The sequence below is a fragment of the uncultured Roseobacter sp. genome (genome assembly GCF_947495275.1).
Lineage (GTDB): Bacteria > Pseudomonadota > Alphaproteobacteria > Rhodobacterales > Rhodobacteraceae > Roseobacter.
On sequence record NZ_CANLYL010000006.1, the window covers coordinates 174,504 to 196,890 of the forward strand.

24 protein-coding genes are annotated in these 22,387 nt (G+C 56.2%); 11 read left to right on the top strand and 13 right to left on the bottom strand.

The genetic code is table 11. The features are described from left to right. Window positions 1-37: 37 nt before the first annotated feature. Genes Q0802_RS13080 through Q0802_RS13100 form a run of 5 tightly spaced genes read right to left on the bottom strand, consistent with a single transcriptional unit; the run spans window position 38 to window position 4,271 of the window. Complete coding sequence (locus Q0802_RS13080; protein ID WP_298918926.1) at window positions 38-1,318, bottom strand: ABC transporter substrate-binding protein; 1,281 nt, start codon at window positions 1,316-1,318, stop codon at window positions 38-40. Between the two features lie 43 nt (window positions 1,319-1,361). Continuing rightward, a complete protein-coding gene (locus Q0802_RS13085; RefSeq protein ID WP_298918929.1) occupies window positions 1,362-2,288 on the bottom strand; it encodes a 3-hydroxyacyl-CoA dehydrogenase NAD-binding domain-containing protein in 927 nt (308 codons plus the stop codon). Between the two features lie 3 nt (window positions 2,289-2,291). Then, entirely contained in the window at window positions 2,292-3,077 is a 786-nt protein-coding gene (locus Q0802_RS13090) for an SDR family oxidoreductase (RefSeq protein WP_298918932.1), read from the bottom strand. A 4-nt stretch (window positions 3,078-3,081) separates the two neighbouring features. Beyond that, window positions 3,082-3,435 (bottom strand): cupin domain-containing protein, encoded by a 354-nt coding sequence (locus Q0802_RS13095; protein ID WP_298918934.1) that lies wholly within the window; start codon window positions 3,433-3,435, stop codon window positions 3,082-3,084. After that, window positions 3,435-4,271, bottom strand: coding sequence for a cyclase family protein (locus Q0802_RS13100; RefSeq protein WP_298918937.1), 837 nt, complete (start codon window positions 4,269-4,271; stop codon window positions 3,435-3,437). Before Q0802_RS13100 ends, Q0802_RS13095 begins: the two co-directional genes overlap by 1 nt. Before the next feature lie 217 nt (window positions 4,272-4,488). Here Q0802_RS13100 and Q0802_RS13105 point away from each other — a divergent pair, with 217 nt between their 5' ends. The 7 genes from Q0802_RS13105 to Q0802_RS13135 all read left to right on the top strand — a co-directional run bounded on the left by Q0802_RS13105 (window position 4,489) and on the right by Q0802_RS13135 (window position 12,029). Next, window positions 4,489-5,259, top strand: coding sequence for an IclR family transcriptional regulator (locus tag Q0802_RS13105; protein ID WP_298918939.1), 771 nt, complete (start codon window positions 4,489-4,491; stop codon window positions 5,257-5,259). Between the two features lie 245 nt (window positions 5,260-5,504). After that, on the top strand, window positions 5,505-6,719 hold the full coding sequence (locus tag Q0802_RS13110; RefSeq protein WP_298918942.1) for an ROK family transcriptional regulator: 1,215 nt from the start codon (window positions 5,505-5,507) through the stop codon (window positions 6,717-6,719). Continuing rightward, complete coding sequence (locus Q0802_RS13115) at window positions 6,716-7,969, top strand: M20/M25/M40 family metallo-hydrolase (RefSeq protein WP_298918945.1); 1,254 nt, start codon at window positions 6,716-6,718, stop codon at window positions 7,967-7,969. Before Q0802_RS13110 ends, Q0802_RS13115 begins: the two co-directional genes overlap by 4 nt. 20 nt (window positions 7,970-7,989) lie before the next feature. Further along, on the top strand, window positions 7,990-9,036 hold the full coding sequence (locus Q0802_RS13120; protein WP_298918948.1) for a substrate-binding domain-containing protein: 1,047 nt from the start codon (window positions 7,990-7,992) through the stop codon (window positions 9,034-9,036). A gap of 73 nt (window positions 9,037-9,109) precedes the next feature. After that, window positions 9,110-10,063 carry an ABC transporter permease gene (locus Q0802_RS13125; RefSeq protein ID WP_298918951.1) on the top strand — a complete coding sequence of 318 codons (954 nt, stop codon included), beginning with the start codon at window positions 9,110-9,112 and terminating at the stop codon, window positions 10,061-10,063. Window positions 10,064-10,080: 17 nt separating this feature from the next. After that, on the top strand, window positions 10,081-11,292 hold the full coding sequence (locus tag Q0802_RS13130; RefSeq protein WP_298918954.1) for an alanine racemase: 1,212 nt from the start codon (window positions 10,081-10,083) through the stop codon (window positions 11,290-11,292). After that, on the top strand, window positions 11,289-12,029 hold the full coding sequence (locus tag Q0802_RS13135) for an ATP-binding cassette domain-containing protein (RefSeq protein ID WP_298918957.1): 741 nt from the start codon (window positions 11,289-11,291) through the stop codon (window positions 12,027-12,029). Before Q0802_RS13130 ends, Q0802_RS13135 begins: the two co-directional genes overlap by 4 nt. A 182-nt stretch (window positions 12,030-12,211) precedes the next feature. On the opposite strand, the gene Q0802_RS13140 is transcribed toward Q0802_RS13135, so the two are convergent. Continuing rightward, window positions 12,212-12,724, bottom strand: coding sequence for a hypothetical protein (locus Q0802_RS13140; RefSeq protein ID WP_298918962.1), 513 nt, complete (start codon window positions 12,722-12,724; stop codon window positions 12,212-12,214). A 192-nt stretch (window positions 12,725-12,916) separates the two neighbouring features. Beyond that, entirely contained in the window at window positions 12,917-13,993 is a 1,077-nt protein-coding gene (locus Q0802_RS13145) for an AraC family transcriptional regulator (RefSeq protein ID WP_298918965.1), read from the bottom strand. A gap of 127 nt (window positions 13,994-14,120) precedes the next feature. On the opposite strand from Q0802_RS13145, the gene Q0802_RS13150 reads away from it, so the two are divergent. Next, on the top strand, window positions 14,121-15,152 hold the full coding sequence (locus Q0802_RS13150) for an alpha/beta fold hydrolase (protein ID WP_298918967.1): 1,032 nt from the start codon (window positions 14,121-14,123) through the stop codon (window positions 15,150-15,152). A 158-nt stretch (window positions 15,153-15,310) separates the two neighbouring features. Here Q0802_RS13150 and Q0802_RS13155 read toward each other — a convergent pair whose 3' ends face one another. The 3 genes from Q0802_RS13155 to Q0802_RS13165 form a co-directional block, all read right to left on the bottom strand. Beyond that, a complete protein-coding gene (locus Q0802_RS13155) occupies window positions 15,311-15,910 on the bottom strand; it encodes a ferric reductase-like transmembrane domain-containing protein (protein WP_298918969.1) in 600 nt (199 codons plus the stop codon). Window positions 15,911-15,939: 29 nt separating this feature from the next. Continuing rightward, complete coding sequence (locus Q0802_RS13160) at window positions 15,940-16,428, bottom strand: twin-arginine translocation pathway signal (RefSeq protein WP_298918972.1); 489 nt, start codon at window positions 16,426-16,428, stop codon at window positions 15,940-15,942. A gap of 218 nt (window positions 16,429-16,646) precedes the next feature. Beyond that, window positions 16,647-17,588 carry a hypothetical protein gene (locus Q0802_RS13165; RefSeq protein ID WP_298918974.1) on the bottom strand — a complete coding sequence of 314 codons (942 nt, stop codon included), beginning with the start codon at window positions 17,586-17,588 and terminating at the stop codon, window positions 16,647-16,649. 68 nt (window positions 17,589-17,656) lie between these two features. On the opposite strand from Q0802_RS13165, the gene Q0802_RS13170 reads away from it, so the two are divergent. Next, window positions 17,657-18,304 carry an NAD(P)H-dependent oxidoreductase gene (locus tag Q0802_RS13170; protein WP_298918977.1) on the top strand — a complete coding sequence of 216 codons (648 nt, stop codon included), beginning with the start codon at window positions 17,657-17,659 and terminating at the stop codon, window positions 18,302-18,304. A 47-nt stretch (window positions 18,305-18,351) separates the two neighbouring features. On the opposite strand, the gene Q0802_RS13175 is transcribed toward Q0802_RS13170, so the two are convergent. After that, window positions 18,352-18,990, bottom strand: a complete 639-nt coding sequence (locus Q0802_RS13175; RefSeq protein WP_298918980.1) for a VOC family protein — start codon at window positions 18,988-18,990, stop codon at window positions 18,352-18,354. A 132-nt stretch (window positions 18,991-19,122) separates the two neighbouring features. Here Q0802_RS13175 and Q0802_RS13180 point away from each other — a divergent pair, with 132 nt between their 5' ends. Next, on the top strand, window positions 19,123-19,950 hold the full coding sequence (locus Q0802_RS13180; RefSeq protein ID WP_298918983.1) for an SDR family oxidoreductase: 828 nt from the start codon (window positions 19,123-19,125) through the stop codon (window positions 19,948-19,950). Between the two features lie 102 nt (window positions 19,951-20,052). Here Q0802_RS13180 and Q0802_RS13185 read toward each other — a convergent pair whose 3' ends face one another. Further along, entirely contained in the window at window positions 20,053-20,904 is an 852-nt protein-coding gene (locus Q0802_RS13185) for a LysR family transcriptional regulator (RefSeq protein ID WP_366523323.1), read from the bottom strand. Between the two features lie 109 nt (window positions 20,905-21,013). Between Q0802_RS13185 and Q0802_RS13190 the strand changes: the two genes are divergently transcribed. Further along, on the top strand, window positions 21,014-21,316 hold the full coding sequence (locus Q0802_RS13190) for a YciI family protein (protein ID WP_298918989.1): 303 nt from the start codon (window positions 21,014-21,016) through the stop codon (window positions 21,314-21,316). A 63-nt stretch (window positions 21,317-21,379) separates the two neighbouring features. Here the strand turns inward: Q0802_RS13190 and Q0802_RS13195 are convergent, their stop codons facing one another. Continuing rightward, window positions 21,380-22,276, bottom strand: a complete 897-nt coding sequence (locus Q0802_RS13195; RefSeq protein ID WP_298918992.1) for a DMT family transporter — start codon at window positions 22,274-22,276, stop codon at window positions 21,380-21,382. Window positions 22,277-22,387: the final 111 nt, after the last annotated feature.

Below are 22,387 nucleotides of genomic sequence, written 5' to 3' on the forward strand. Positions count from 1 at the left end.
CGCGCGGCATCCGAAATCACAGCCGCTGCACGGATCGTTAGGACAGAAGTTTCAGATCCCCAGTGATCGGAATGGTGGCCGCTGCCGCATTGGCTACGATCTTCAGATCGAGCACATCGCCTTCCCGCTGCCATTGACCGGCAACCAGGGGGGTCTTGGTCACGTTGTTGATCGGCCCGTTTGCCCAATTCACATTTCCGGTGATCGTATCCAGATCCGTGGACGCAATCGCCGAAACGATTGCGGCAGGATCATCCAAATCCTCGGCCCGTTTGATCACATCGGCAACCACCTCGAAGAGCGCATGTTTGAACCCGATGGGTTGGGTCCAGGGCCGCCCGGAGGCAGCGGTGTAACCATCCGCCAGATCTTTGGAAGTTGCCCCGGTAAGCGATGAGCTGAAGGGATGGTTGGGTGACCACCAGACCTCGGAGGTCAGCCCGTCGCCACGCGTGCCAAGAGCCTCGATAACAGATGGGAAAAGCAGCGCTTTGCCTATGGTCACGACCTTCGGTGTGAACCCTTGCTGAGCTGATTGTGCCCAGAAGGTCGCGAAATCTGGCGGGATCATATTGCCGGTAACAATCTCGCATCCGGCAGATTTGAACGCCGCGATCTGATTGCTGAAGTCATCTGAAAGCGGCTGGAAACGTCCGGGATCGACCAGATTGTAACCTGCCGCAGCAAGCGGTTTGGGCAGGCCAAGTTCGGCATCTCCCCAGGCATTCCCGTCCGCATCATTGGGGAAAAGGCCGCCAATGTTCTTGGCGACGCCGCTCTTGCCCCACATGTCAAGAAACGCGCCGATTACGTCCTCCAGCCCCCAGAAGAAGTGGTAGGTGTTCTCAAACCCTTCGCCCGGCACGCCATTGCGCCCGAAGAAATAGGGTTGCCACGGGCAGTCCGTGGTGATGCAGGGGACTTCGTTGATTTCCGCCTGATCCGACACCGGGTTAACGGTGTCGGGCGTCGAAGCCGCCACAATCAGATCAACCTCGTCGCCAAGGATCAGATCAGCGGCCACCTCAGCGGCACGGTTCGGGTTCGACTGACTGTCCTTTGAAATGATCTCGACAGTATAGGTCTTGCCATTGTTTTCCAGACCCGCAGCGAAGGCTTGATTGATGGCTTCGAGCACGTAGTCATCGGCTTCCGCAAACCCCGCCAGAGGCCCGGTGCGCGGACTGACGTGACCGACCTTGATGACCGGATTGGCGGCATAGGCGCGGGTGCTGGTCAGAGCAGCGGGGGCCGCAAGTGTCAGAGCACTGCCCGCCAGGAACCGCCGGCGCGACCATGGTGTGATCTTCGTTGTCATATCTTCCTCCCTTATCCGGTAGTTTAACCGGTTTATTGCGGCGTCAGTCGAGAAGAATCCCTTCCAGACGCTTGAGATGCCGGGCCACGCGCTGGCGCACCGCTTCGGCTTCATCCTCTGTCCAATTGCGAAATCCCTGCCCCGACTTCATGCCAAGCCGCCCCTGTGCGACAAGCTTGGCAAGATAGGGTGAAGGAGCCCGTCGGCTCTCCAAATCACACAGAACGTTTTCGTGGATATCCAGCGTCAGATCAGTGCCCACAAGATCTGCATTCTCCAAAGGGCCCAGTATCGCAAGTCTGCGCCCGAAACTTGATTTGATGACAGTATCAACAGCCTCCGCGTCGCATATGCCATTTTCTACGAGGCTGACCGCCTCGCGCCAAAGCGCGTGCTGCAACCGGTTACCGATGAAACCGGGCACATCCTTCTGGACGCGTACAGGCGTCTTTCCAGCATCATCCAGTAGAGCGATCATCTCTTTCGCAGCTTCATCATCGGTCCATTCGGTACAGACGACTTCCACCAGCGGGATCATATGGGGCGGGTTCCACCAATGAGTGCCAAGTGCGCGGGTCTTGAGACGTAACCCGCTCATGATCCGGGTGATGGGCATCACCGAGGTATTGGACGCCAGAATGCAGGTTTCAGGCGCATGTTCTTCAATCTCTGCAAAGGCCCTTTGCTTCAATGCCAGCTTTTCCGGCGCGGCTTCAAATACGAACTCCGCGTCCCGAACTGCCGCCGCAATCGAGTTCGACACTTCGATCTTCTTGAGGATTTTCGCGATACAGTCGTCTGGTTCGCCAAGCACCCGCAGGCTTTCTGAGATTCGACGAGAGACACTTTCCCGGGCATCTTCATTCGGATCGGTGAGGCAGACGTATTGTCCGGCGCGCGCGAGTGTCAGCGCAATGCCGTGGCCCATAAGACCCGCACCAATCACAGCAGTTTGACAGTTCTTCCTCATCGATCAGCCCGCCGTATATCCGCCATCGGCATAAAGAATATGCCCGGTGTAGAAATCAGACGCCTTTGACGCGAGAAACAAAAGAGGTCCAGCAAGATCCTCCGGTTCTCCCAGGCGACCTTTGGGCACGCGTGCCAGAAAGCCATCCCGCAATGCCGTTGCCTCGGGCGTGTCTTCGAACATCCACGCGGTGAGTGGCGAGCGGAACACCGTGGGCGCAATAGCGTTCACCGTGATCCCGGTGGGACCGAGCTCGCAGCCAAGCGCCTTGGTCATACCGTCCACCGCCGCCTTTGACGCGCAATAGGCTGTGTAGCCTGCCGGATGGCCCAAGAGGCCGCGAGCGGAGGATACAAAAACGATTTTGCCGCCTGTGCCCTGCGCTTTCATCTGACGGGTCGCCGCCCGCGCAATCAGCCAGGATTGCGTGACATTGGCGTCCATGACGTTGTCGAACGTCTCAGGTTCCATGTCGTCGATCTTGGCAACTTTGTTCATGCCCGACGCCACCACCAGAATGTCGAGGCGGCCAAAGGTCCTGACGGTTTCATCCACCATCTCTGCACAGGCTTTCTCGTTCTCGGGGCGGGCGTTTACTTGGTGGACTTCACCGGCGCATAATTTAGCGACATCAGCCAGCGCATTGGCGGTGCCCGCCGCGAGCACCACCTTACAGCCCGCACTCGACAGGCATTGCGCTGCGACCGCGCCAAAAGCCCCCGAGGCCCCGGTGATCAGCGCCACCTTGCCTTTCACGTCGAACATCGAAAGTGGATTATCGAGCGCCATGGATTTACTCCGGTCGTTTGCCATCGGGATACGGGATCACGACCAGCATTTTGCAAATATGGTTGGACTTGTTCTCGATGCGACGAAGCTCGCCCGGGGGTATGGTGCAACTGTCCATCGCGCTCAGAACCGTCTCGACACCATCGGCCTCCACGGTCATCTCCCCTTCGAGAACGATATAGACTTTTTCGAAGGGTGTGCTGTCCGGGCCCGCACCGCCGCCGGGCAGGAATTGCGAGAGCCCGACCCATTGGTTTTCCGGCCCGCCCTCTTCGAACCCCTGCAGGCGCAAGCCCGCGACCCCCCAATGGTTGGGGGCCTCATAGGGCTCAGCCTCGGAGAAGCGCTTGAGATGCATCAGAAGGCCTCTCCGGCTTCGATGCGGTAAGCTTGCGCCGTGTCGGTGATCGCAACCAGGCGGATGATGCACCCGTCGCCGCGGTCCCAGTTCCAGGGGAAAAAGGCAAAGGTCACCCGTTTGCCGGTCACCGCATCGAGATCGCCGCCGACGTTTTCGATACCCAGAATACCGTTCGAGAACAGCGTGTTGTGGACGGGTTCCCATTCGGGGAAGTCATCTTTCCAGTCGTTGCCACCGGACCATTCCTTATACTCTGCCTGCAGATGCGGCAGGATCGGGCCGTTGCGTTGTGGGCCAATTGCAGTGGCCAGCGGATGATCGTTGGCCTGAGTATCGTGACCAACCACCTTGACGCCTTTTTCCACCATCCAATCTGCGGCGGATTGAACCAGACCGGGGCAATAGGCAAAGTAATCACCGTCTTCGTATTGTTTGTGCCAGCCGGTGTTGATGATCAGCACGTCGCCCTTGCGGATCGCATGACCACAGGCCTCCTCCAGATCATCACCGGTGATCGATTCCCATTTCTTCTTCGGGATCGACACAACAAGGCCGGACCCAAAAAAGTGCGGCAGCGGCACCTCGTCGATAAAAGGTGTGCCCTGCACCACATGCGCGGGGGCGTCGATATGGGTGGTCACATGCATCGTCGTCGTAATGGTCTGGCTCAGCACTCCCGATTTCGCCATGTAGTGCTTGCGCTCGATGGCGACGTCTTTGAAATAGGGCCAGTTCGGGCATTGATAGCCGAACCGGTGGCTCAGGTTCACAAACTCCAGACCCATTTCGTTGTTGTCATTTGCCTGAAACTCAATACCGCGGATTTCCACCATGGATACATGTCCTCTGTTCACCGCCGGGGCAGTGTTAGTTGGTTTTAAAGGTTCGATTGGGCCTCCCAGCCTAATTGACTATTTTGATACACATGCATCGCATTACGGTCAATATATAATTACAATGTGGCCTTACTGTATCACAATGCGGTTATTTGCTTGACACCAGACGCAACAGAAGTAAGACCAAGAAAACGACAAACCTCACGGAGACCCTATGAAAACTGAAGAAATCGAAAGCGGTCGGAGTGGCATTCAGGTAATTTCACGTGCAGCGACAATACTGCGCAGCCTCAAGGAACACCCGGAAGGCCTGAGCCTCGGGCAAATCGCTTCTGAAGTGGGGTTGCCCCGCTCAACGGTTCAGAGAATCGCCGGCGCGCTTCAGACGGAGCGGTTGTTGATTTCGAATGCATCAGGCGGCGGCGTCAGATTGGGACCGGAACTTGGCGCGCTGGCGCAGGCCGCTCGCCATGACACCGCAGAGCGTTGCAGAGCATTGCTTAGCGATTTGACGCAAGCGACCGGTGAAACGTCAGATCTATCTGTTCTTCGCGGTGATAAGATGATTTTCATTGATCAGGTGCCGGGCACGCACCGTTTGCGCACCGTGTCCTCAGTCGGCGAAGTCTTCCCGATCACCACAACCGCAAACGGTCGCGCCTGTCTTGCAAAATTGCCCCGTGACGTCGCACTGAAGCGTGCCAGCGCCGAAGCCGGCCGCAATGGCATTGACCTCGATCTGAACGAATTTGGCAGGTTACTTGATCATGTTGCGCAAACCGGTCTTGCCTATGACAACAATGAGCACTCAGACGGTATTTCGGCAGTAGGGTTCGCGTTTGAAGACTGGACCGGCGAATTGCACGCCATATCCGTACCGGTCCCCACGACACGTTTCCTGAGACAACAACCAGAGATCGAAGCCGCTGTACGGCGATCGGCAAGCGCCGTCGAGAAGGTCATGCAAGGCGGGCGCGGGAGATAGACCGGCACCCGACCTCCAGACGCAAAGTCGAAAAGGAATAGATGTGCGACGCTTGTAGTATCCTGCAAAAGCCCGACTAGGCATCAAGATCGAGAACATTTTCGGATCAGATATTGCGATTAACTTTAGCTCCGTGACGGGCTTCGGAAGAAGAGCCCGGACCCCGAGACAGTAAAATGTCCTTGACACAAAGTCGTCAATTTTATTAGTTCGGAAGGTAGACGAACTAATCTGTGAGCTAAACCTTGAGCGATATTTCGGCGATTTCGAGACGCGTGACGACCAGCACTATCGTGCAGGCAATCACAAGCTATGGGCCTATTTCCCGTGCCAGCGTTGCCAAGATGACCGGGCTTTCCAAACAGACAGTTTCAGAAGTTGTCTCTCGGCTGGAAAGCGATGGCTGGGTGCAAACCGTCGGCCGAACCGAAGGCAACATCGGGCGTCGTGCGGTTGTCTACGAAATCGTCCCTGACGCTGCATTCGTGGCAAGTGTTGATCTTGGAGGAACAAAGGTACGTGTCGCGCTGTGTAATTTGTCCGGTACAGTGGTCGTGGAGACATCCGAACCAACCGACGTCAAAGGTGGTGAGGCAGTCGTGGATCAGATTGCAAGGCTGATCATCAACGTCGCCGATACAAAAAAGCTACCAACAGAAAAAATCCGCATCGCTGTTATTGGCGTACCCGGGGTCCTGGAAGCAAAAACCGGCCATATCAGGATGGCTCCAAACATCGCAGACATGGACACGCTGAATTTTCCCGACCTGCTCGAGAAACGACTGGGCGTTGAAGTTGTTGTGGAAAATGACGTCAATCTGGCCGCTTTGGGCGAGCACTGGATGACACAGCGCACCGACCGCGACGATCTTGCCTTTGTCTCGGTGGGCACCGGGATCGGTGCGGGCCTAGTGGTTGGCGGCGAGCTGGTCAGGGGTGCAACAGGCGCTGCGGGAGAAATCGGATTTCTTCCCTTCGGCGCTGATCCGCAGGAAGATGAAAGCCTCAGCATCGGCGCACTGGAGCGTGTCACTGCAACCTCGGCGATCACTACTTTTTACCAACAGCAAACGGGCCGCTCTCTGACAGTGCCAGAAATTTTTGAGGCCGCTTCAGAGGGGGATACAATCGCCAAAGAAGCATTGGGGCACGCTGCGCGACACATCGCACGCGCCGTTGTTGCGATCTGTTCGATTGTCGACCCCTCCTGTGTGGTGCTCGGGGGATCCATCGGCGCACGCTCTGAACTAATGGAATTGATTGAACCCGAGATCATGAAGTGTTTCCCAAGACCGATCACCCTGGAGCCTTCCGCTTTGGGCAGCCACGCGGCACTTGCGGGTGCAACCGCCGTCGGATTGTCACGCTTACACATTGCCGTTTTTGCGAAGGGCTTGCCCGGCACCAAGATCGACGTCCCCTCCCCCGAACTAAAGACGTTTCAGCAAGGTGCTGCATGACCCTGCCAGAGATGGAACAAAAGCTGGTCCAAATTCAGGACGCTGAAGCTGATCTGGCACTTTTGCGAGACGCGATAGGGCATGAAAGCGTCACGGGAAATGAGGCTGCATTCGCGTCTTTTTTGATGAACCAACTAAGTGATTTGGACATGTCAACTGGTATGGAGGCTTTCCTCCCTGGACGGCCCAATACCTGGGGGGTGCGAGAAGGTCTTGGCGACGGGCCACATTTGATGTTTGTCGGCCATACCGACACCGTGCATGTCCGTGGATGGTCTGAACACTGGAAAGGACAGCCCCAGGAAAATCCTTGGGCAGCATACCAAAGTGACGACGAGATATGGGGACGTGGCGCCTGTGATCTCAAGGGGGGCATATGTGCTGCAATCGCAGCACTACGCTTGCTTGATCGAGCCGACGTCAAACTGTCCGGTACAGTCAGCTTTGCCTTCGTCGGAGACGAAGAAAGCGGGGAGCCCGGAACCGGGGTCAGCGCCGGCGCCAAGGACCTCGTCGCGCGGGTCAACGCCGGGCAGGTCAAGAAACCTGATTTTGCGGTCTATGTCGAACCAACGACGCTGGACGTCTATACGGCCCAAATTGGGTTCCTAATTGCCGAAATCACAGTGACTGGCCGCTCGGCCTACTTCGGAACCCCCGAAGACGGCGTCGATGCGCTGAAGGCAACAGGTGAAATCCTCGCGTCGCTCTGGCAACTAGACGCCGCCCTCGCCAGCGGCACGAAACATGACCTCGTTGGATCCTCGGGGCTTTTGGTCACCGAAGTTGTTGGCGGGGGATACATCGCTGTTCCGGGGGAGTGCAAAATCTCGCTGATCCGCAAGCTGCGCCCCGAAGAAGATCTCGACCACGCGGTGACAGAGTTGGAAACCGTGCTTGCGGAAACCACACTGGACGAAGAAATCTCGATCAGTATCAACTATCCTGCAGGAAGAGATCACCCCTGCGGCGGCTCACCTGTTGAAATTGACCCGGACCATCCATCGGCGCTGCTGCTCGCGGATTGTATCGGAAGCACTCATAGCAGCGGCGGCGCGATCGGCGGCGCGCCCTATTGGTCCGAGACGCCATTTCTGGTGAATACGCTTGGATGCCCGGCAGTTTACTGCGCGCCCGGCGACATCAGCGTCGCCCATACTTTCGAGGAACGCATCAGCGTCGAAGAATATCTGGCGGCAGTTCGCGCCTTTGCCCTGTTTATCGCGCACTATTGCGGCACCTGTAACTGAAAACCAACCGGGAGGATAAAATGAGAAGAGAGCTATTGAACCTAGTGATTGGCCTGACGTTGACGCTGGCAGGCGGGCCACTCTTTGCGCAGACCATTGGTCCTGGCGGTGAAACCGCCACGCCCACGGCCGAAATTACGGTCCCCGAAAACAGCATGGAAAAGCTGAAAGCCGAAGGTCACACCGCCGCGCTGCTTTGGCATGATCAATCGGATTTCGTGAACGCCGTGACCGCCGGTGCCACCGATGAATTTGCCCGTTTCGGGATCGAAGTTGTCGCGACAACAAGTGCCGGGTTCGATGCGGCAAAACAACGAAGCGATATCGAAACCGCCTTGATCAAAGACCCCAGTATCATCCTGTCGCTGCCCCTCGATCCGGTAACATCCGCAGCGGCGTTCAAGGAAGCAAAAGAGAGTGGGGTAAAGCTGGTCTTCTTGTCCAACCTGCCAGCCGACTATCAGCACCCGGGCGATTATGCTGCAATCGTGACGGATGATCTTTTCCAGATGGGCAAGCAAGCAGCCGATGCGCTGGCTGCCTCAATGGGTGAGACCGGAACCGTTGGTTGGATTTACCACGACGCGGCTTACTATGTGACCAACCAGCGGGATAACGCTTTCAAGACTACGATCGAAAACGATTACCCCAACATGTCCATCGTCGCCGAACAGGGCATCAGCGATCCCGCCCGCGCAGAGGAGATCGCCAATGCGATGTTACTGCGAAACCCCGATCTGGGCGGCATCTATGTCACCTGGGCCGGACCAGCTGAAGGCGTTCTGGCGGCGCTGCGCGCAAATGGAAATACAACAACAAAGATTGTGACCCTTGATCTCTCCGAACCAGTTGCTCTGGATATGGTCAACGGCGGAAACGTCGCCGCGATTGTGGCCGACGAGGCTTACGAGCTTGGCCGCGCGATGGCTGCGGCAGGCATCCTTGATCTGTTGGGGCAAGAGGTGCCGCCGTTCATTGTGGCGCCCGCCGTGACGGTGACCGCAGACAATGTTGTGGATGGTTGGAAACAGTCGCTCAACATCGAAGCGCCCGAGAGCGTCAGATAGCAATTTTCTCCCTGCGGAGAGGAGACCGGGCGGTATCGGTCTTCTCCACCCCATCTCAATTGGACATCGGATCATGGAACGTCTCAGATCGCGGTCAATCGGCACGGACATTCAACAGTGGATCGTCTATATCGGGTTTTTGGCGATCTTCCTGTTTTTCGCGCTGACCCTACATGACGATGGGTTTCTGACACAACGCAACCTGACCAACATCATCTTGCAGACTGCGCCTGCGACGATCATGGCAGTCGGCCTCGTCTTCGCTCTTTCGGCCGGAGAGATCGATCTTAGTTTTGGATCAATTGTTGCCGTGGCCGCATTGTCGGCGGCCGTCGCAATGCAACACTATTCAATGCCGATCGGCGTAATCGCCGGCCTTGCTGCGGGCGTTTTCATCGGAGCCTTCAACGGTGTCCTTGTTGCCTATCTCAAGCTACCGTCCTTTCTGGTGACCCTTGCAACAATGGGGCTTTTTGCAGGAATCGCGCGGACCATGACAGACCTGCGGTCCATTCCAGTGGTCAACGAAACATTTACCGGGATATTCGGATCCGGAAAGCTGTTTTCCATACCTTCTCTGGTGATCTGGACCGCCATCGCCGTCATCATTGGTCATCTGGTTTATCGACATACAAAATTTGGCGCGCATGTTCTTGCAACCGGCGACAACGCTCGCGCAGCCCAGGTGTCCGGGATCAAGGTGCCGCGTGTGCGCTTTTATGTTCTGACCATTTGCGGGGCCTGCGCGGGTCTTGCCGGACTGCTTTATGCAGGACGGCTTCAAGCCGCCAAATATACCTTGGGCGAAAGTGATCTGATGACCGTCATCGCAGCGGTGATCGTCGGTGGCACGGCGCTCAATGGCGGCAAGGGGTCGGTCATGGGCGCGCTTGTCGGATCTGTGTTGATGGGGATGCTCAACAACGGCCTCATCCTGATGAACCTGAAGGTATCTGACCAGATGATCGTGCGCGGGCTGATCATTTTGCTCGCCGTTGCAATTTCGCTGCGCGACACCAAACGCTGAACAAAGGACCACGCCACATGTTTCTAGATGTCCTCATGCGTCGAAATCCTCGCTTCATCGAGGCTGCAATGGCGCTTCACCAGTCCGGCGAGCTGCCGCCGAATTCCTATGTTCTGGATCTGGACGCGGTGGAACGTAACGCCCGGCATTTCTCCGACAAGGCCAAGTCGCTGGGAATGAAAACATTTGCCATGACCAAACAGGTTGGGCGGCATTCCGGGTTTTGCGCAGCGGTCAAGCGCGGCGGTATCGACAGATCGGTGGCGGTGGATATGGATTGCGCTATTTCCTGTCATCGTGCTGGTCTTAGAACCGGTCATTTGGGGCATCTTGTGCAGGTACCTCGAGGAGATGCCGGGTTTGCGGCGGCGCAGCTAAAACCGGACTACTGGACTGTCTTCAGTGATCAAAAAGCGACAGAAGCGGCCGCTGCAGCAGCGAAATGTGAGCGCACTCAAAACCTGCTGGCCCGTATCCAGACCGAAGGCGATACGTTCTACCGGGGCCATGAGGGCGGTTTCGCAGCAGAGGATGTGGCGAAAGTCGCAGATTTTATCGACACCCTGGATGGTGCCGCCTTCGCCGGCATCACGACTTTTCCAGCGCTTTTGTTTGATCAGGACAGCCGCAAGGTTGTTCCCACTCAAAACCTCGCAACACTGTCGCGTGCCGCAGAAGCGCTGGCCGCAACCGGGCGTGACCAAATTGAGATCAACGCGCCCGGAACAAATTCCTCCGTGATCCTGCCGGCACTGGCAGACGCAGGCGCCACCCAATGCGAACCGGGAAATGCACTACACGGAACCACGCCACTCCATGCAATTGAGGATCTGCCGGAGGATCCCGCCGTCTTGTATCTGAGCGAAGTCTCCCATCATCATGGCGGCAACGCCTTCTGTTTTGGCGGCGGGCTCTATATTGATCCGGTCTTCCCGAAATATGATCTCAAAGCACTGATCAGTTCCACACCAACCAGCACGGCCTCGGCACTCACCAGCGTCGAAGTTCCCGACTATGCCGCCATTGACTACTACGGAATGATTGATGCCACCGGTCCGATAAAACCAAAAGCAGGTGATACCGTCGTTTTCGGATTTCGCGGCCAGGCATTTGTGACGCGAGCCAATATTGTCGGCGTTTCCGGAGTAAGTACTGGATCGCCCCGGGTCACCACCATCGAAGACATCTTCGGACGGCCCACCGGATGGCCGGAGAGGGCTTTGACATGACAGATGCAGAACCCGTGCTAAGCCTTCAGAACGTCCACAAGGCATTTGGCGGCGTTGTCGCGATAGAGGAATTCTCGCTTGATCTGCGCGCAGGGCAAATCGTGGCGCTCGTCGGCGACAATGGCGCTGGTAAATCGACGCTGATCAAGATTATTTCAGGGGTTCATACGCCGACATCTGGAGGCATTCGGCTGGATGGCGAACCCACAGCGTTTGCGGATGCAAGCTCTGCCAGAAGTAACGGGATAGAAGTTGTGTATCAAGATCTGGCACTGGCAGATCAGCAACCGGTTTACATGAACATGTTTTTGGGCCGGGAACTGACCAAACAACCCTTTGGCCTGTTGGACAAGTCACGGATGCGCCAGCAAACTCAGACGCTGGTGGATGAGTTGGATATCCGCATCCCTTCTGTAAATTCCACAATCAGCGATCTTAGTGGTGGGCAGCGTCAGGGCGTCGCGATCGCGCGCGCAACCCACTGGGCGAGCAAACTGATCTTGCTCGATGAGCCCACCGCCGCTCTCGGCGTGGCAGAAACCGCCCGGGTCGAAGAGTTGATCATCAGCCTCAAAACCAAAAATCTCGCGATACTCATGGTCAGCCACAGCCTTGATCAGGTGTTCCGACTGTCGGATCGCATTTGCGTATTGCGCCGCGGCGTGCAGATCGGCATTCGCGAAACAGCCAAAACCGACAAGAACGAGATCGTTTCAATGATTACGGGCGTATCGTAAAAGCATAACCTTGAGGTCAGCGTTTTTTCAAGTCCGCGACCGCGATCATTCTCATTGGCAAATAACGTCAAAAACGAGCCTTCGGAATGGAAATTGAGGCAGATTGAGCGAGCATTGGATCATGGCGGTCATGCGGTGACCGGCGTTGCAAAAGTGCGGGCCGGAAATCCTCAACGCAGCACCTACACCGGGTCAACCTTTTCGGCCTCTTCGCTTTCCGCATTCTCTTTCAGAAGCTCCTCGCGGAATTCGGCGAGGCGCATCTTTTGATGGTCTGTCAGTTCCCCCTCCGACGCATCCCTGCCCGATGCTTCAAGCGTACCCAGGGACTCTGGCTGTATTTCAGCCACCGCGGTGAAGCCATTCGCAATTGCATCGACCAGCGCCGCGGCATCAGATTGTCCTTCTGAATGGCGCAGTATCGCGACCCGCATGCGCCAATAGGCATCATAAAAGACGCTCGCCATGCGGCCGGGTTGCACAAACGATACGACGCCGACAATCAAAGTCGACAGCACACCCAGAAATTGCGGGTTCAGGACCAGCATATCTGACTCGAAATCCGCTGCGATCAGAGCGCCGACCAGGATTCCCATGATCCCGAGCGAGAAGTGCACGTAGAGCAAAAAATGATAATAACGGTTCCACCATCTCATGGAGTGTTTGGCGGCATCCAACGCAGATTCGTCTTCCATCATCCCACCTCTCAATTGAGCAATACAATGGTCACAGGTTGGGAGCGCACAGGCTTTTTGTCAAATTCACCATGGAATCCTGATCGGTGCCATCACCAGGCATTGGAATTCGGGGGCAAATAGGGTCGGATGAACCGAACCTGATCACGCAAAGCACCGGACCGACAATCACATCAAGGCTGATACGAATGTTCAGTTCTCGGAACTGCCTCTATCACCAGCCAGAGCGCTGCTGCTTGATCCGGTATTTCGATAATCCGTAGGCGACTGGCCATAGACCCGCTGAAATTCCCTGTAGAAATTCGACCGCGTCATGAAACCCGAAGCCTCTGCGATGTCCTTCACACTTTGCTCACCATTGACCAGAAGGTTTGCGGCGTGGGCGAGGCGAAGTTCGTTGATGTACTGCGAGACGTTCTTTCGCTTCATCCGGTTTATCGCGGCAGAAACATTGCGCGCAGGCAAATGCAGACGTCTTGCAAGGCGCTGAACCGTCAACTCGGGATCAAGGAAAAGCTGATGATCCCTCATGACGGCATCCAGACGTCTTTCGATTTCCGGATCCTGTGGCTCGGTCGTCTGAGGAAGGTGTCGCGCGCCTTCCAGGCGCCCCCCAAGCAACCGCGGCAACGCCAAAATCATCGCCAGAAGTACAACAATCAATGCGGCTGCCCCATAAGAGATCAGCGTAGTGACATTGGCCCCCCGGTTCATGGCGAAATCCAGCGCTATGATCGTATCAAGGAGCAGAATGAAGGCCAGAAAACCAATGCAGCGCAAAATCCAATTCGAGAGGCTCGAAGTGAGCTCCACACGGGCGTGGATCAAGGCATCCGCACCGCGCCGCCAAAGCAGGAAAAGTGAACCGATGTAAAAAACGTAGCTCGTACTGATGACGATATCGAGTGCGCGCAAGTCATCAACGAATATCCAAAAAAGCGCCATGAGGAGGATAGGCGCGCCTATATGAACCGCGACAGCGCCCCGGAACGGCTGCCTGCTCAACTTCATGGCCGAGAACCCCAGATACATCAGCGGCCCAAGAAACATCGGTAATGCGCGTTGCAGAGGGATGAAAGTCGTTTGACCGTAGCCAAACCGCACAGCGACCAGAACGGCCTCAAGAGCACATAGGGCAAAAAGTACCGAAAACGTCGCGCTCGCCCGCCTGACCCCGAGGTTGAGCCGCCAGGTCAGCACAGAGATGACGCCACACAATAGTGCCGTTAGCAGTGGCAGCGGAAAACTGAAGAGCCCGGGCGTGTCCATCTGTCCTCCTTTTGCCGGGAGCGTCCGGGATCATGATCAAGGACAGGTATAGGCAGGGTAACAGGTTGTTTCAATTGAACTGTCAACTCAGATGTCAGGGCATTAGTATCCAGATACGGAGTTTTCCATGAGACACCTGTTTTTCTTTCTCGCCACTGTTCTGATAACATTCGCGACCTCCCTTTCAGCCCAAAGCTATCAGGCGGCGCTGGCCGACCTTGAAATACCTGACCCGATGGGAAACCGTAATCTAAAAGGCCTGATCTGGTATCCGACCGAGGCAACTGAACCTGCAAGCCCAGATTTCGAAAGCGAAGTTTGGGTGAGTACCAACGTCGTAAGAAATGCACAACCTGCCGGGGGTACCTTCCCTTTGGTCGTTTTATCCCATGGCATGTTTGGCAATTCCCTAAATCAGGCCTGGCTCGCGGGGGCCATGGCCAAACAGGGATATGTCATCGCGGCAATCGATCATCCCGGAACCTCGACCTGGTCGCGCGATCCGGATCAACGTCGTGAGCTTTGGGAACGCCCGAAGGATATCAGCCGGCTAATTGACTTCGCACTCACGGGCGGCAGCTTGCCCGCCGAAGTCAATCCAGATCGGATATTCATGGCGGGCCATTCACTGGGCGGATTTACTGCTGCGGCCCTTGCCGGTGCCCGCTTCGACCCCGCGCGCATAGATCGCTTTTGTCGCGAGACACCGGGGGAACTGGTGTGCGGTATCTTCTCAGACTGGCAGATCGCCAGGACGCCTGAGGACAGATCGAAAATGCAGGCCGATCTCTCCGATCCGCGCATCCGCGCCTTTGCGATTTTTGACCTTGGTGGAACTCAGAGCTTCTCGCCAGATAGTTTGCACAAAATCAGCCGGCCCATGCTGATCTTCGGAGCCCCAATCATGAATTCCGGCCTGACGCTCGATATCGAATCCCGCGCCTTGGTGCAGACGCTGCCTGCAACGAATACGGCCTATGTTGAGCCGGATACGCTCTCTCATTTCGACTTTCTGGGACAATGCAAACCCGGCGGTTTCGAATTGCTGGCAAAAGAGGCGCCCGGAGATGAAATCATCTGCAGCAATGGTGGCGCGCAGCGCGCCGCACAGCATCGTATGATCATCGATGAGGTGATAAATTTCTTTGCCAAATCCTGAGATTGTAGCCACCTGCCCCGGTTCGAGAGCAAGAAAGCTCCGTACTTGGGCAGTCCTCAATCAAATCACCTCAAAAGCTGAATGATCAGACCCATGGGACCAGACGGCATTGAAGCGGAAGGCTTGTTTTGTTCACTACTAACGCGCAACGCATTGTTTCAGCGCGACGGTGATCGCAACCTAGACCCCCGTCCGTCCACCAGTGCTTTTGCCATTGCAACAAGCACCAACACGCAGAGCGTCCACTTGGTCACCATTTCCATCGTTCCCTCGATCAGCAATGCATGCACCACGCTGCACAGGACCGTCACTGAGGCAAGAGCGGTATGCCCCAGGCGCCAGCTACGCCATGGCAATCCTAGCCGCCTGCGTAGAACGGCCAGAAGGGCCGCGGCAAAAACCGCCCACATCGCGATGACACCCCAGGCCGAGAATGGCGTCGGAGAAGCGAATAAAAGGGCGTCGAGCACATCCGGCGGGCTAGTGATCCAGAGACCTGCGACATGGGCAAGAACCGATACGATCAGCAGAACGCCGACGACACGATGGACCCGTCGGCTGCGATGCAGGGGCAGTCCCGGCAGGTATCCACGGGCCAGCATGGGCTGGATGAGCAGTAGCGCCATCCCCACGACACCCGCAAACCCGGACGCAACGTAGACCGGGTCCCGCCATGCAAGCAGCGGGCTCGTTGCTGCGCCAGCGATCGGCAGACCCACCACCACTGCAAGCAGCCCCCAGATCAAAATGCGCCGCATGCTTGGCACCTTTGCGGAATTCACTTTGCTCAGACCGGTTGAAGAACGAAGTCCGCGCGGAGACTGGTGTCTTTTGCACTCGACATCACGGGACGCAGGAACACAGTTTCGAACTCGCCGCTGTCATATGCAAGATGCCCGTGAGGTTGGCCAAAAGCGGGAACGATTTGCGGCATCTCCAGTCGGAATACCCCGTCAGCATCAGTCAATGTGGCACCATGGCTTTGCGGATCACGTTCGTGCCCCTCCGTAGTATGTGCCCAGATTTGGATACGCTGACCGGCAAGCGGGGCACCATCTCCTGCGCGCCGCACCGTTCCGGTCATCCAAAAACCGCCGCCACCGATCCGATCCACGATCGGCGCGCCCGGGAGGTAGTTATTTGATCCGCCGCGCATCGAAGATGTTGGTGTGAGCGCTTGCGCACCGGTTGGCAGCAGGACGCCGGGCGCCGCAGTCATGACGGCGGCGCTGCCAGTGGCAAGAAAGGCACGACGCGTTGGTAAGACGTTTGTCATTTGGATTTCTCCTCTTGGACTTACGTTTTTCAATTCCATCTTATCACATCAAAACTGGCGTTGGGCACCAGAGCGATCAACAACCAGTTATTTGATATTTAGAGCGTGCCAAAACGTGTCCACAAATTCCTGTTGACCAAGCATTTGTCCTCGCACGCGATGACGCAAATCAGGCTTCGCTAAGGGTTCCCAGCTTCAAAAGGCTGACGGGGCAAGGATCACTCAACCTGACCGGACGACCTGAGATACCGCACCATTCCGTCGATGTTCTGCTCACGCCATGCATCATACTGACCCCAACCCTTATAGGCATCCATGGTGGCTTCGGCCTTTAGTTGCTCTGTGGAGCTTCCGGCCTTTAAACCGTCAAGGACCGCTGCCTGCAGTTCGACCATATAAGTATAAGCATCATCGAGATCAGCCTTCGTTCCCACGTTGCCGTGACCGGGGGCGAAAATCTCGAAATCCAGTGATTGGGCGGTTTCAAGTTGTTTAAACCATCCGCCGATATCGGAACGCGGAAAGTCACGGAACGGCAGGCGCTTGGGGGCAGCGACATCCACAATGAACGCCACGTTTTCGGGACGAACGATCGTGACCAACATGTGATTGTCATGGCCTGCACCGAGGTTGTGGAGTTCGATCGTTTTCCCACCAACCTCAAGGACATGGGTGTCGCCAACGCGCAGATCTGGCGCGACACCATCAATTGTTTCCGGCGCATCCTCATGAGCGATCACAAGAGCACCGTCATGTACTCCGCCACCGGACCCATGGTCACCATGGCTATGCGAGTAGATCAAGTGGCTCACCTTTTCCTGGCCGAACTGATCAAGATTAGCATTGAGCCAGGATCCCGCCTCAGCATTTATCGGGTCAACCCTGACGACACCCTCTGTCGTCGCCACAAGAAGCGAATTGTGGAAGTTGTTTCTCATCAAGAAGACGTCGCCAGCAACCGGCTCGATGCTGCGTTTTGCTTCCTGTGCAAAAACCGGAGCTGCCAGAATGGCAATCAACAGGCCTATATATACTCTCATCGAATCCTCCCATGGTTGAAACATGTGCTGGTTTGAGTATGCGGTGCGCCAACTATTCTGGCGCGTCACATTCATGTGAGCGGGTGGACTGGCGGACAGATGCCAATCAATCCACACCATGGAACACGGTATCCGTCGCCATTTGCAAACCGAAACTCCTGGAACGGGGTAGGAAACCCTTGCATTGAATGGTACCGGAAATTGCACATTTCGAACCAACAACACTGGGTATGAAGATGCACGTTCTGACGGTCCTTGATCATCCGAACCCGGAAGCGTTCTGCGCAGCCGTGGCGCGCCGCTTCAATGCCGGGGCAGAAGCGGCAGGGCATACCACGGAAATGGCTGATCTTCATTCAGAAGGTTTTGACCCGCGCTGGTCCATGGCCGATGTCGAAGCAGATGACGCAAGTCCTGCGCCGCCCGATGTGCTCAGAGAGCAGGAGCGGATCACCCAAGCGGATGCAGTCTGTTTTGTGTTTCCTCTGTTTTGGTGGGGCATGCCAGCCATGACCAAAGGGTGGGTAGATCGTGTCTGGTCGTGGGGCTGGGCATATGACCAATTGGCCGATCCGGAGGTATCTCTCCAGAGGCCCAGGACCGGCATTTTTCTGATCCCGGCAGGGGCGCGTTCAGATGAAATGTCAGAAATGGGCTACCGAACAGCTTTGGAGACAACCTTGATCAAAGGCACCTTCGGCTACTTTGGATTTACCAATAGGAAGCTGGAAATCCTGAACGGCTCAAAGGGATCGACATCACGCCGCAGCGCCTTGCTGGACAAAGCCTATCAATCGGGATTTTTGCTGGAGCTGCCCTTGCCGGCTTATTCATGAAACCCCCCTCGTCAACTTGACCCAGCGCCACTTTTGCAAATGGTGCATCACGTCAACACACGCCTGCCATTTGGCGTTTCTACGTGTGCTGTGTACCGAACTTGCGGCCCTTTAACGATTTTCGGTGGCCGGTCGATGCCCAGCTTGGCGTAAAGGGCCTTGATGGTTTCCGGGGTCGGATGTTCCAGCGTCAGGCTATCCAGCCGCGCACCCATCTGGGGAATTTCGTCCATGCGGGTCGGCACGCCCCGATGATCAATCAGGCTTGGCGCGGCTCCGTCAAGAGGAAGGGAACCGTCCTTTGGAATGGCGAAGGCGAACTCCGGAGCATCCGGTGGAAGAAGAGCAGGGATACCAAAGGTTTGCTGGTGGTCTGACAAAATACGATCCATCTCGACCGTATTTGCGACCCATCCTCGAAGCCTGCGTCCTGCATCCCAGTCGGCTCTCACCTTTTGCTGGTTATCGAGCCCGAACCATCTGGCCTGCGCGGGATCGACACCATCAGGATCAAGCGCCACAATTTCCAGATAGACGCCACGGCCGAGCTGAAGCCGATGATTGTGGGTCCCCATGTAGATGTGCCGCGTGCCAAAGGGCACATCCAAATCGAGGCATGCGCTCACATGTCCCGCGCCTTCGGCCAGGCTTGGCGCAATAACCGTGATATGATCAAGTTTCAGCATGCAAAGAGAACTCCTATTCCCGTTTAGCCGGCTAATCTTTGAGGTGAAATGATACGCCTGTGCCGCATTTGAAAATCCGTCAAATTCAGCTACCGCTATTGCATGACGTCAACTCAGTTGCGGGGTTCAAGTGTGGGAACACTGACAGGGAAAACAGCGATTGTCACCGGTGCTTCCGCGCTAAGAGGGATCGGGCGAGCGACAGCAGTTCGGTTGGCCAAGGATGGTGCCGACATTGTTGTCACGGACATCGACGGGACGTCTGCGAGTTCGGACGGATTACCTGCAAAAATGTCTCTGCTCGACGAACTTGCCGCCGAGATCAGTCAGGGGCCAAGTCGCGCCATCGCGGTCAGGCTAGATGTAACGCGACAAGCCGATGTTCAGGATTGCGTGGCGAAAACCGTTTCTGAGTTCGGTGGCGTCGACATTCTGGTCAACAATGCAGGTTCCTTGGCGGGATCTCAAAATTTCCTATCGACAACGCCTGAGCAGTGGAAATGCAGCTTTGATGTCAACCTATTGGGACCGATGATGATGGCCCAAGCGGTGATCCCCGAAATGCGTAAAGCAGGCGGTGGCCGGATCATCAATATTGGCTCAACCGGAGGCCTTGGTGCGGAACCAGGATTTGGCGCCTACACCGCCATGAAACACGGTCTGGCAGGTCTCTCAAAGACGATAGCGGCTGAATTTGGTGTCGACGGCATTCTTTGCAACACGGTCTGCCCCGGCTATATCGCAACCGACATGCATTTGGCTGCAAATCAGCGCCTCGCGGCCGAACACAACTTGCCACTGGATGAAATCAAGGCCCAACGATACGCCGCTGTTGCACTGCGCGATGCGGGCTTACCAATGGATGTGGCCAATGCAGTTGCCTACCTGGCAGGGCCTCAGGCCAATTACGTCACGGGCATCAACTTTCCGGTCGCAGGTGGGGTCCCGTTCGGCATATGACCTCAACGCGGATTGTCTTGGCTTGGCGTCTATGAGACGCAATCCCTTCCCTTGGATAGATCGTGTGAATCCTCCACAGCGGCGGAAAATCTCAAAAAACTCTTATGACCAAGTCAGGTTGGTTAGCCAGGACTTTGCCGCCCTGATAGCTTGACGAGAGTCCAAATCCGCATGGGACAGTAGCCATACCTCCCTTGTCATCTTTTGGCGTCTGAACTGCGCCGTTGCGGGGCGGATTCTGCTGTCCCGTTTACAGGCAGCTTTTGGCAACACCGCCCTGCCAAGCCCGTGGGCAACCGCCTCCAGAGCCGTATCAATGTCTTCCACTTTTAGCACGCTGGACCTACCTGAAGATTGTCTTCTCAGCGCGTCAGTCCAACGCGCCTGAGGCAGCGTGATATTTGCATCGTCATAACCGATCCAACCAAGATCATCTTCCGCGCCGGCGGAAGTCTTTGCCGCGCAGAAAACGTCAAATTCCAGTTCACTGAGTTTCTTGGCCTTCGTCATGAGCCCGCCCTGTGCAGGGCGCGAAAACCGAACTGCTAAATCTGCCTCTCGCTTCGTCAGATCGACGTTTCGCGGCTCCGGCACCAGTTCCAGGGTCACGTTGGGATGATCGGCCCACAGCGCCTCCAGATTGGGCACCAGAATGTGACGAATGATCATCGGCACCGAACTCAGTCGAACGGTCCCCTCTATTCTACCGGCCAGTTGACCAAGTTTTTCACGAAGGGCTGCATTTTCGAATTCCACCGCTTCGGCATGGTCGAGGATGGCACGGGCGGGATCGGTCGGTTCAAAATTTCCGCGCTCGTTCCTGGCAAACAGTTCCACATTGAGCGCACGCTCGAGGCGTTTCAAACGACGCGCCACTGTTGTCTCGCTTACCCCGCACCTTCGACCTGCTTCGGACAGGGTTCCCTTCCGTTGCAATGCCAACAAGCACTTCAAGTCATCCTAATTATGATCCTGCATTTTTGCAGAATAGATAGTCCATTATCTCCATTCAATCAGCTTTTTCGCCATGCAATGATCCCCAAGAACAATACGAGAGAGCCCAATGAAATACATTATTCTATTTGAAGATACTGCAGACGCCGATCCGAATCTCCGAAACACTCACATGCAGGAACATCTCGCTTTCCTCGAACGCCATGCGGATGTCATTGAGGCGGCAGGTCCGCTTACCGACCCGGCAGGAAAGGGTCGGGATGGGCTCTGGATCGTGGAGGCAAAAGAGGAAAGTCGCGTCGAAGAGCTGATCAGAATGGACCCCTTTTGGCCGACCGGTTTGAGAGCGTCCTTCTCGATCCTCCCTTGGACGCAGGTTTTTCGTGACGGAAAGCGGCTGATCAATCCATGATCCGCGTCCTACAGTATCGCTGCCTATGATATCCACCGGTTGGCCTTCGCGTCGTTTAGTCCGCTAGTTCGCCAGTTTGACCTGCTTTCCCCGCCATAGAATGAAAAGACCTGAAACCACAATCAGACTTGATCCAATCAGCATGGAAGCGCTTAACCGCTCTCCAAAAAACGCAACGCCAAATGCCACTCCAAATATCAGCCGTGTGTACCTGAACGGCGTTACAGCGGAAACTTCGCCAGTACGCATTGCTTTCATCAAACACGAATACGCAGAAACGCCTGTCAAAACTGCTCCCGACAAAACCAACCAGGTTTTGACATCGGGTTGCACAAATGGCGCCGCTTGCCACACGGAAAACAGCGCGCCAGCGACAACGATGGACAAGAACCCGTACAATCCGAGGATAGCGGTACCGAGAGAGGCAGGTGCCGCACGACTGGCAAGATCGCGTCCGGCAAAGCCAATCATGCCAATAACCGCAAGGATTGACAGCGTGGAAAAACCATCGGTGCCGGGCTGAACGATGATCAAAACACCGATCAACCCCAAGAAGATCGCTGCCCATCTACGCCACCCTACCCTTTCGCCAAAGACCAGCGCGGCACCTGCTACCACGACCAATGGTGTTGCCTGCAGGATCACGGTTGCGGCCGACAAGGGGATCAACGAAATCGCGAGTATATAGAACAGCCGGCCGATGACTTCAAAAAACACGCGCAGGCGCATTGTGCGCGAGACGACATCGGCCGTGAACAGAGCCTCTCTGTTGACAAGGGCCACACCAGCGAACACCAACGCGCCACCAAATCCGAACAGGATGAGTATCTGACCGATCGGTAGAGTTGCGGACGCCGCTTTGACAAATGCGTCTTCGATCGCGAAAGCTCCCATCGACGCGATCATCCAGAGGCTACCAAACAGGTTGGCACGGCGGTCGGTCGCAATGGTCGGTGTCACAGGTTTTCCTAAATCGGCTTGAACGTCTGGGTCCTGAGCAGGCTGCCCATCAACTCTCACCCGATCCCGATGCCTGAACCGAAGTGGGCCGTCAACGTGCAAGCTGTCAGC

Coding starts and splice junctions, on each gene's coding strand:
- Q0802_RS13080 (WP_298918926.1), bottom strand. CDS start 1,318: ATGACAACGAAGATCACACCATGGTCGCGCCGGCGGTTCCTGGCGGGC.
- Q0802_RS13085 (WP_298918929.1), bottom strand. CDS start 2,288: ATGAGGAAGAACTGTCAAACTGCTGTGATTGGTGCGGGTCTTATGGGC.
- Q0802_RS13090 (WP_298918932.1), bottom strand. CDS start 3,077: ATGGCGCTCGATAATCCACTTTCGATGTTCGACGTGAAAGGCAAGGTG.
- Q0802_RS13095 (WP_298918934.1), bottom strand. CDS start 3,435: ATGCATCTCAAGCGCTTCTCCGAGGCTGAGCCCTATGAGGCCCCCAAC.
- Q0802_RS13100 (WP_298918937.1), bottom strand. CDS start 4,271: ATGGTGGAAATCCGCGGTATTGAGTTTCAGGCAAATGACAACAACGAA.
- Q0802_RS13105 (WP_298918939.1), top strand. CDS start 4,489: ATGAAAACTGAAGAAATCGAAAGCGGTCGGAGTGGCATTCAGGTAATT.
- Q0802_RS13115 (WP_298918945.1), top strand. CDS start 6,716: ATGACCCTGCCAGAGATGGAACAAAAGCTGGTCCAAATTCAGGACGCT.
- Q0802_RS13120 (WP_298918948.1), top strand. CDS start 7,990: ATGAGAAGAGAGCTATTGAACCTAGTGATTGGCCTGACGTTGACGCTG.
- Q0802_RS13125 (WP_298918951.1), top strand. CDS start 9,110: ATGGAACGTCTCAGATCGCGGTCAATCGGCACGGACATTCAACAGTGG.
- Q0802_RS13130 (WP_298918954.1), top strand. CDS start 10,081: ATGTTTCTAGATGTCCTCATGCGTCGAAATCCTCGCTTCATCGAGGCT.
- Q0802_RS13135 (WP_298918957.1), top strand. CDS start 11,289: ATGACAGATGCAGAACCCGTGCTAAGCCTTCAGAACGTCCACAAGGCA.
- Q0802_RS13140 (WP_298918962.1), bottom strand. CDS start 12,724: ATGGAAGACGAATCTGCGTTGGATGCCGCCAAACACTCCATGAGATGG.
- Q0802_RS13145 (WP_298918965.1), bottom strand. CDS start 13,993: ATGGACACGCCCGGGCTCTTCAGTTTTCCGCTGCCACTGCTAACGGCA.
- Q0802_RS13150 (WP_298918967.1), top strand. CDS start 14,121: ATGAGACACCTGTTTTTCTTTCTCGCCACTGTTCTGATAACATTCGCG.
- Q0802_RS13155 (WP_298918969.1), bottom strand. CDS start 15,910: ATGCGGCGCATTTTGATCTGGGGGCTGCTTGCAGTGGTGGTGGGTCTG.
- Q0802_RS13160 (WP_298918972.1), bottom strand. CDS start 16,428: ATGACAAACGTCTTACCAACGCGTCGTGCCTTTCTTGCCACTGGCAGC.
- Q0802_RS13165 (WP_298918974.1), bottom strand. CDS start 17,588: ATGGTGTGGATTGATTGGCATCTGTCCGCCAGTCCACCCGCTCACATG.
- Q0802_RS13170 (WP_298918977.1), top strand. CDS start 17,657: ATGGTACCGGAAATTGCACATTTCGAACCAACAACACTGGGTATGAAG.
- Q0802_RS13175 (WP_298918980.1), bottom strand. CDS start 18,990: ATGCTGAAACTTGATCATATCACGGTTATTGCGCCAAGCCTGGCCGAA.
- Q0802_RS13190 (WP_298918989.1), top strand. CDS start 21,014: ATGAAATACATTATTCTATTTGAAGATACTGCAGACGCCGATCCGAAT.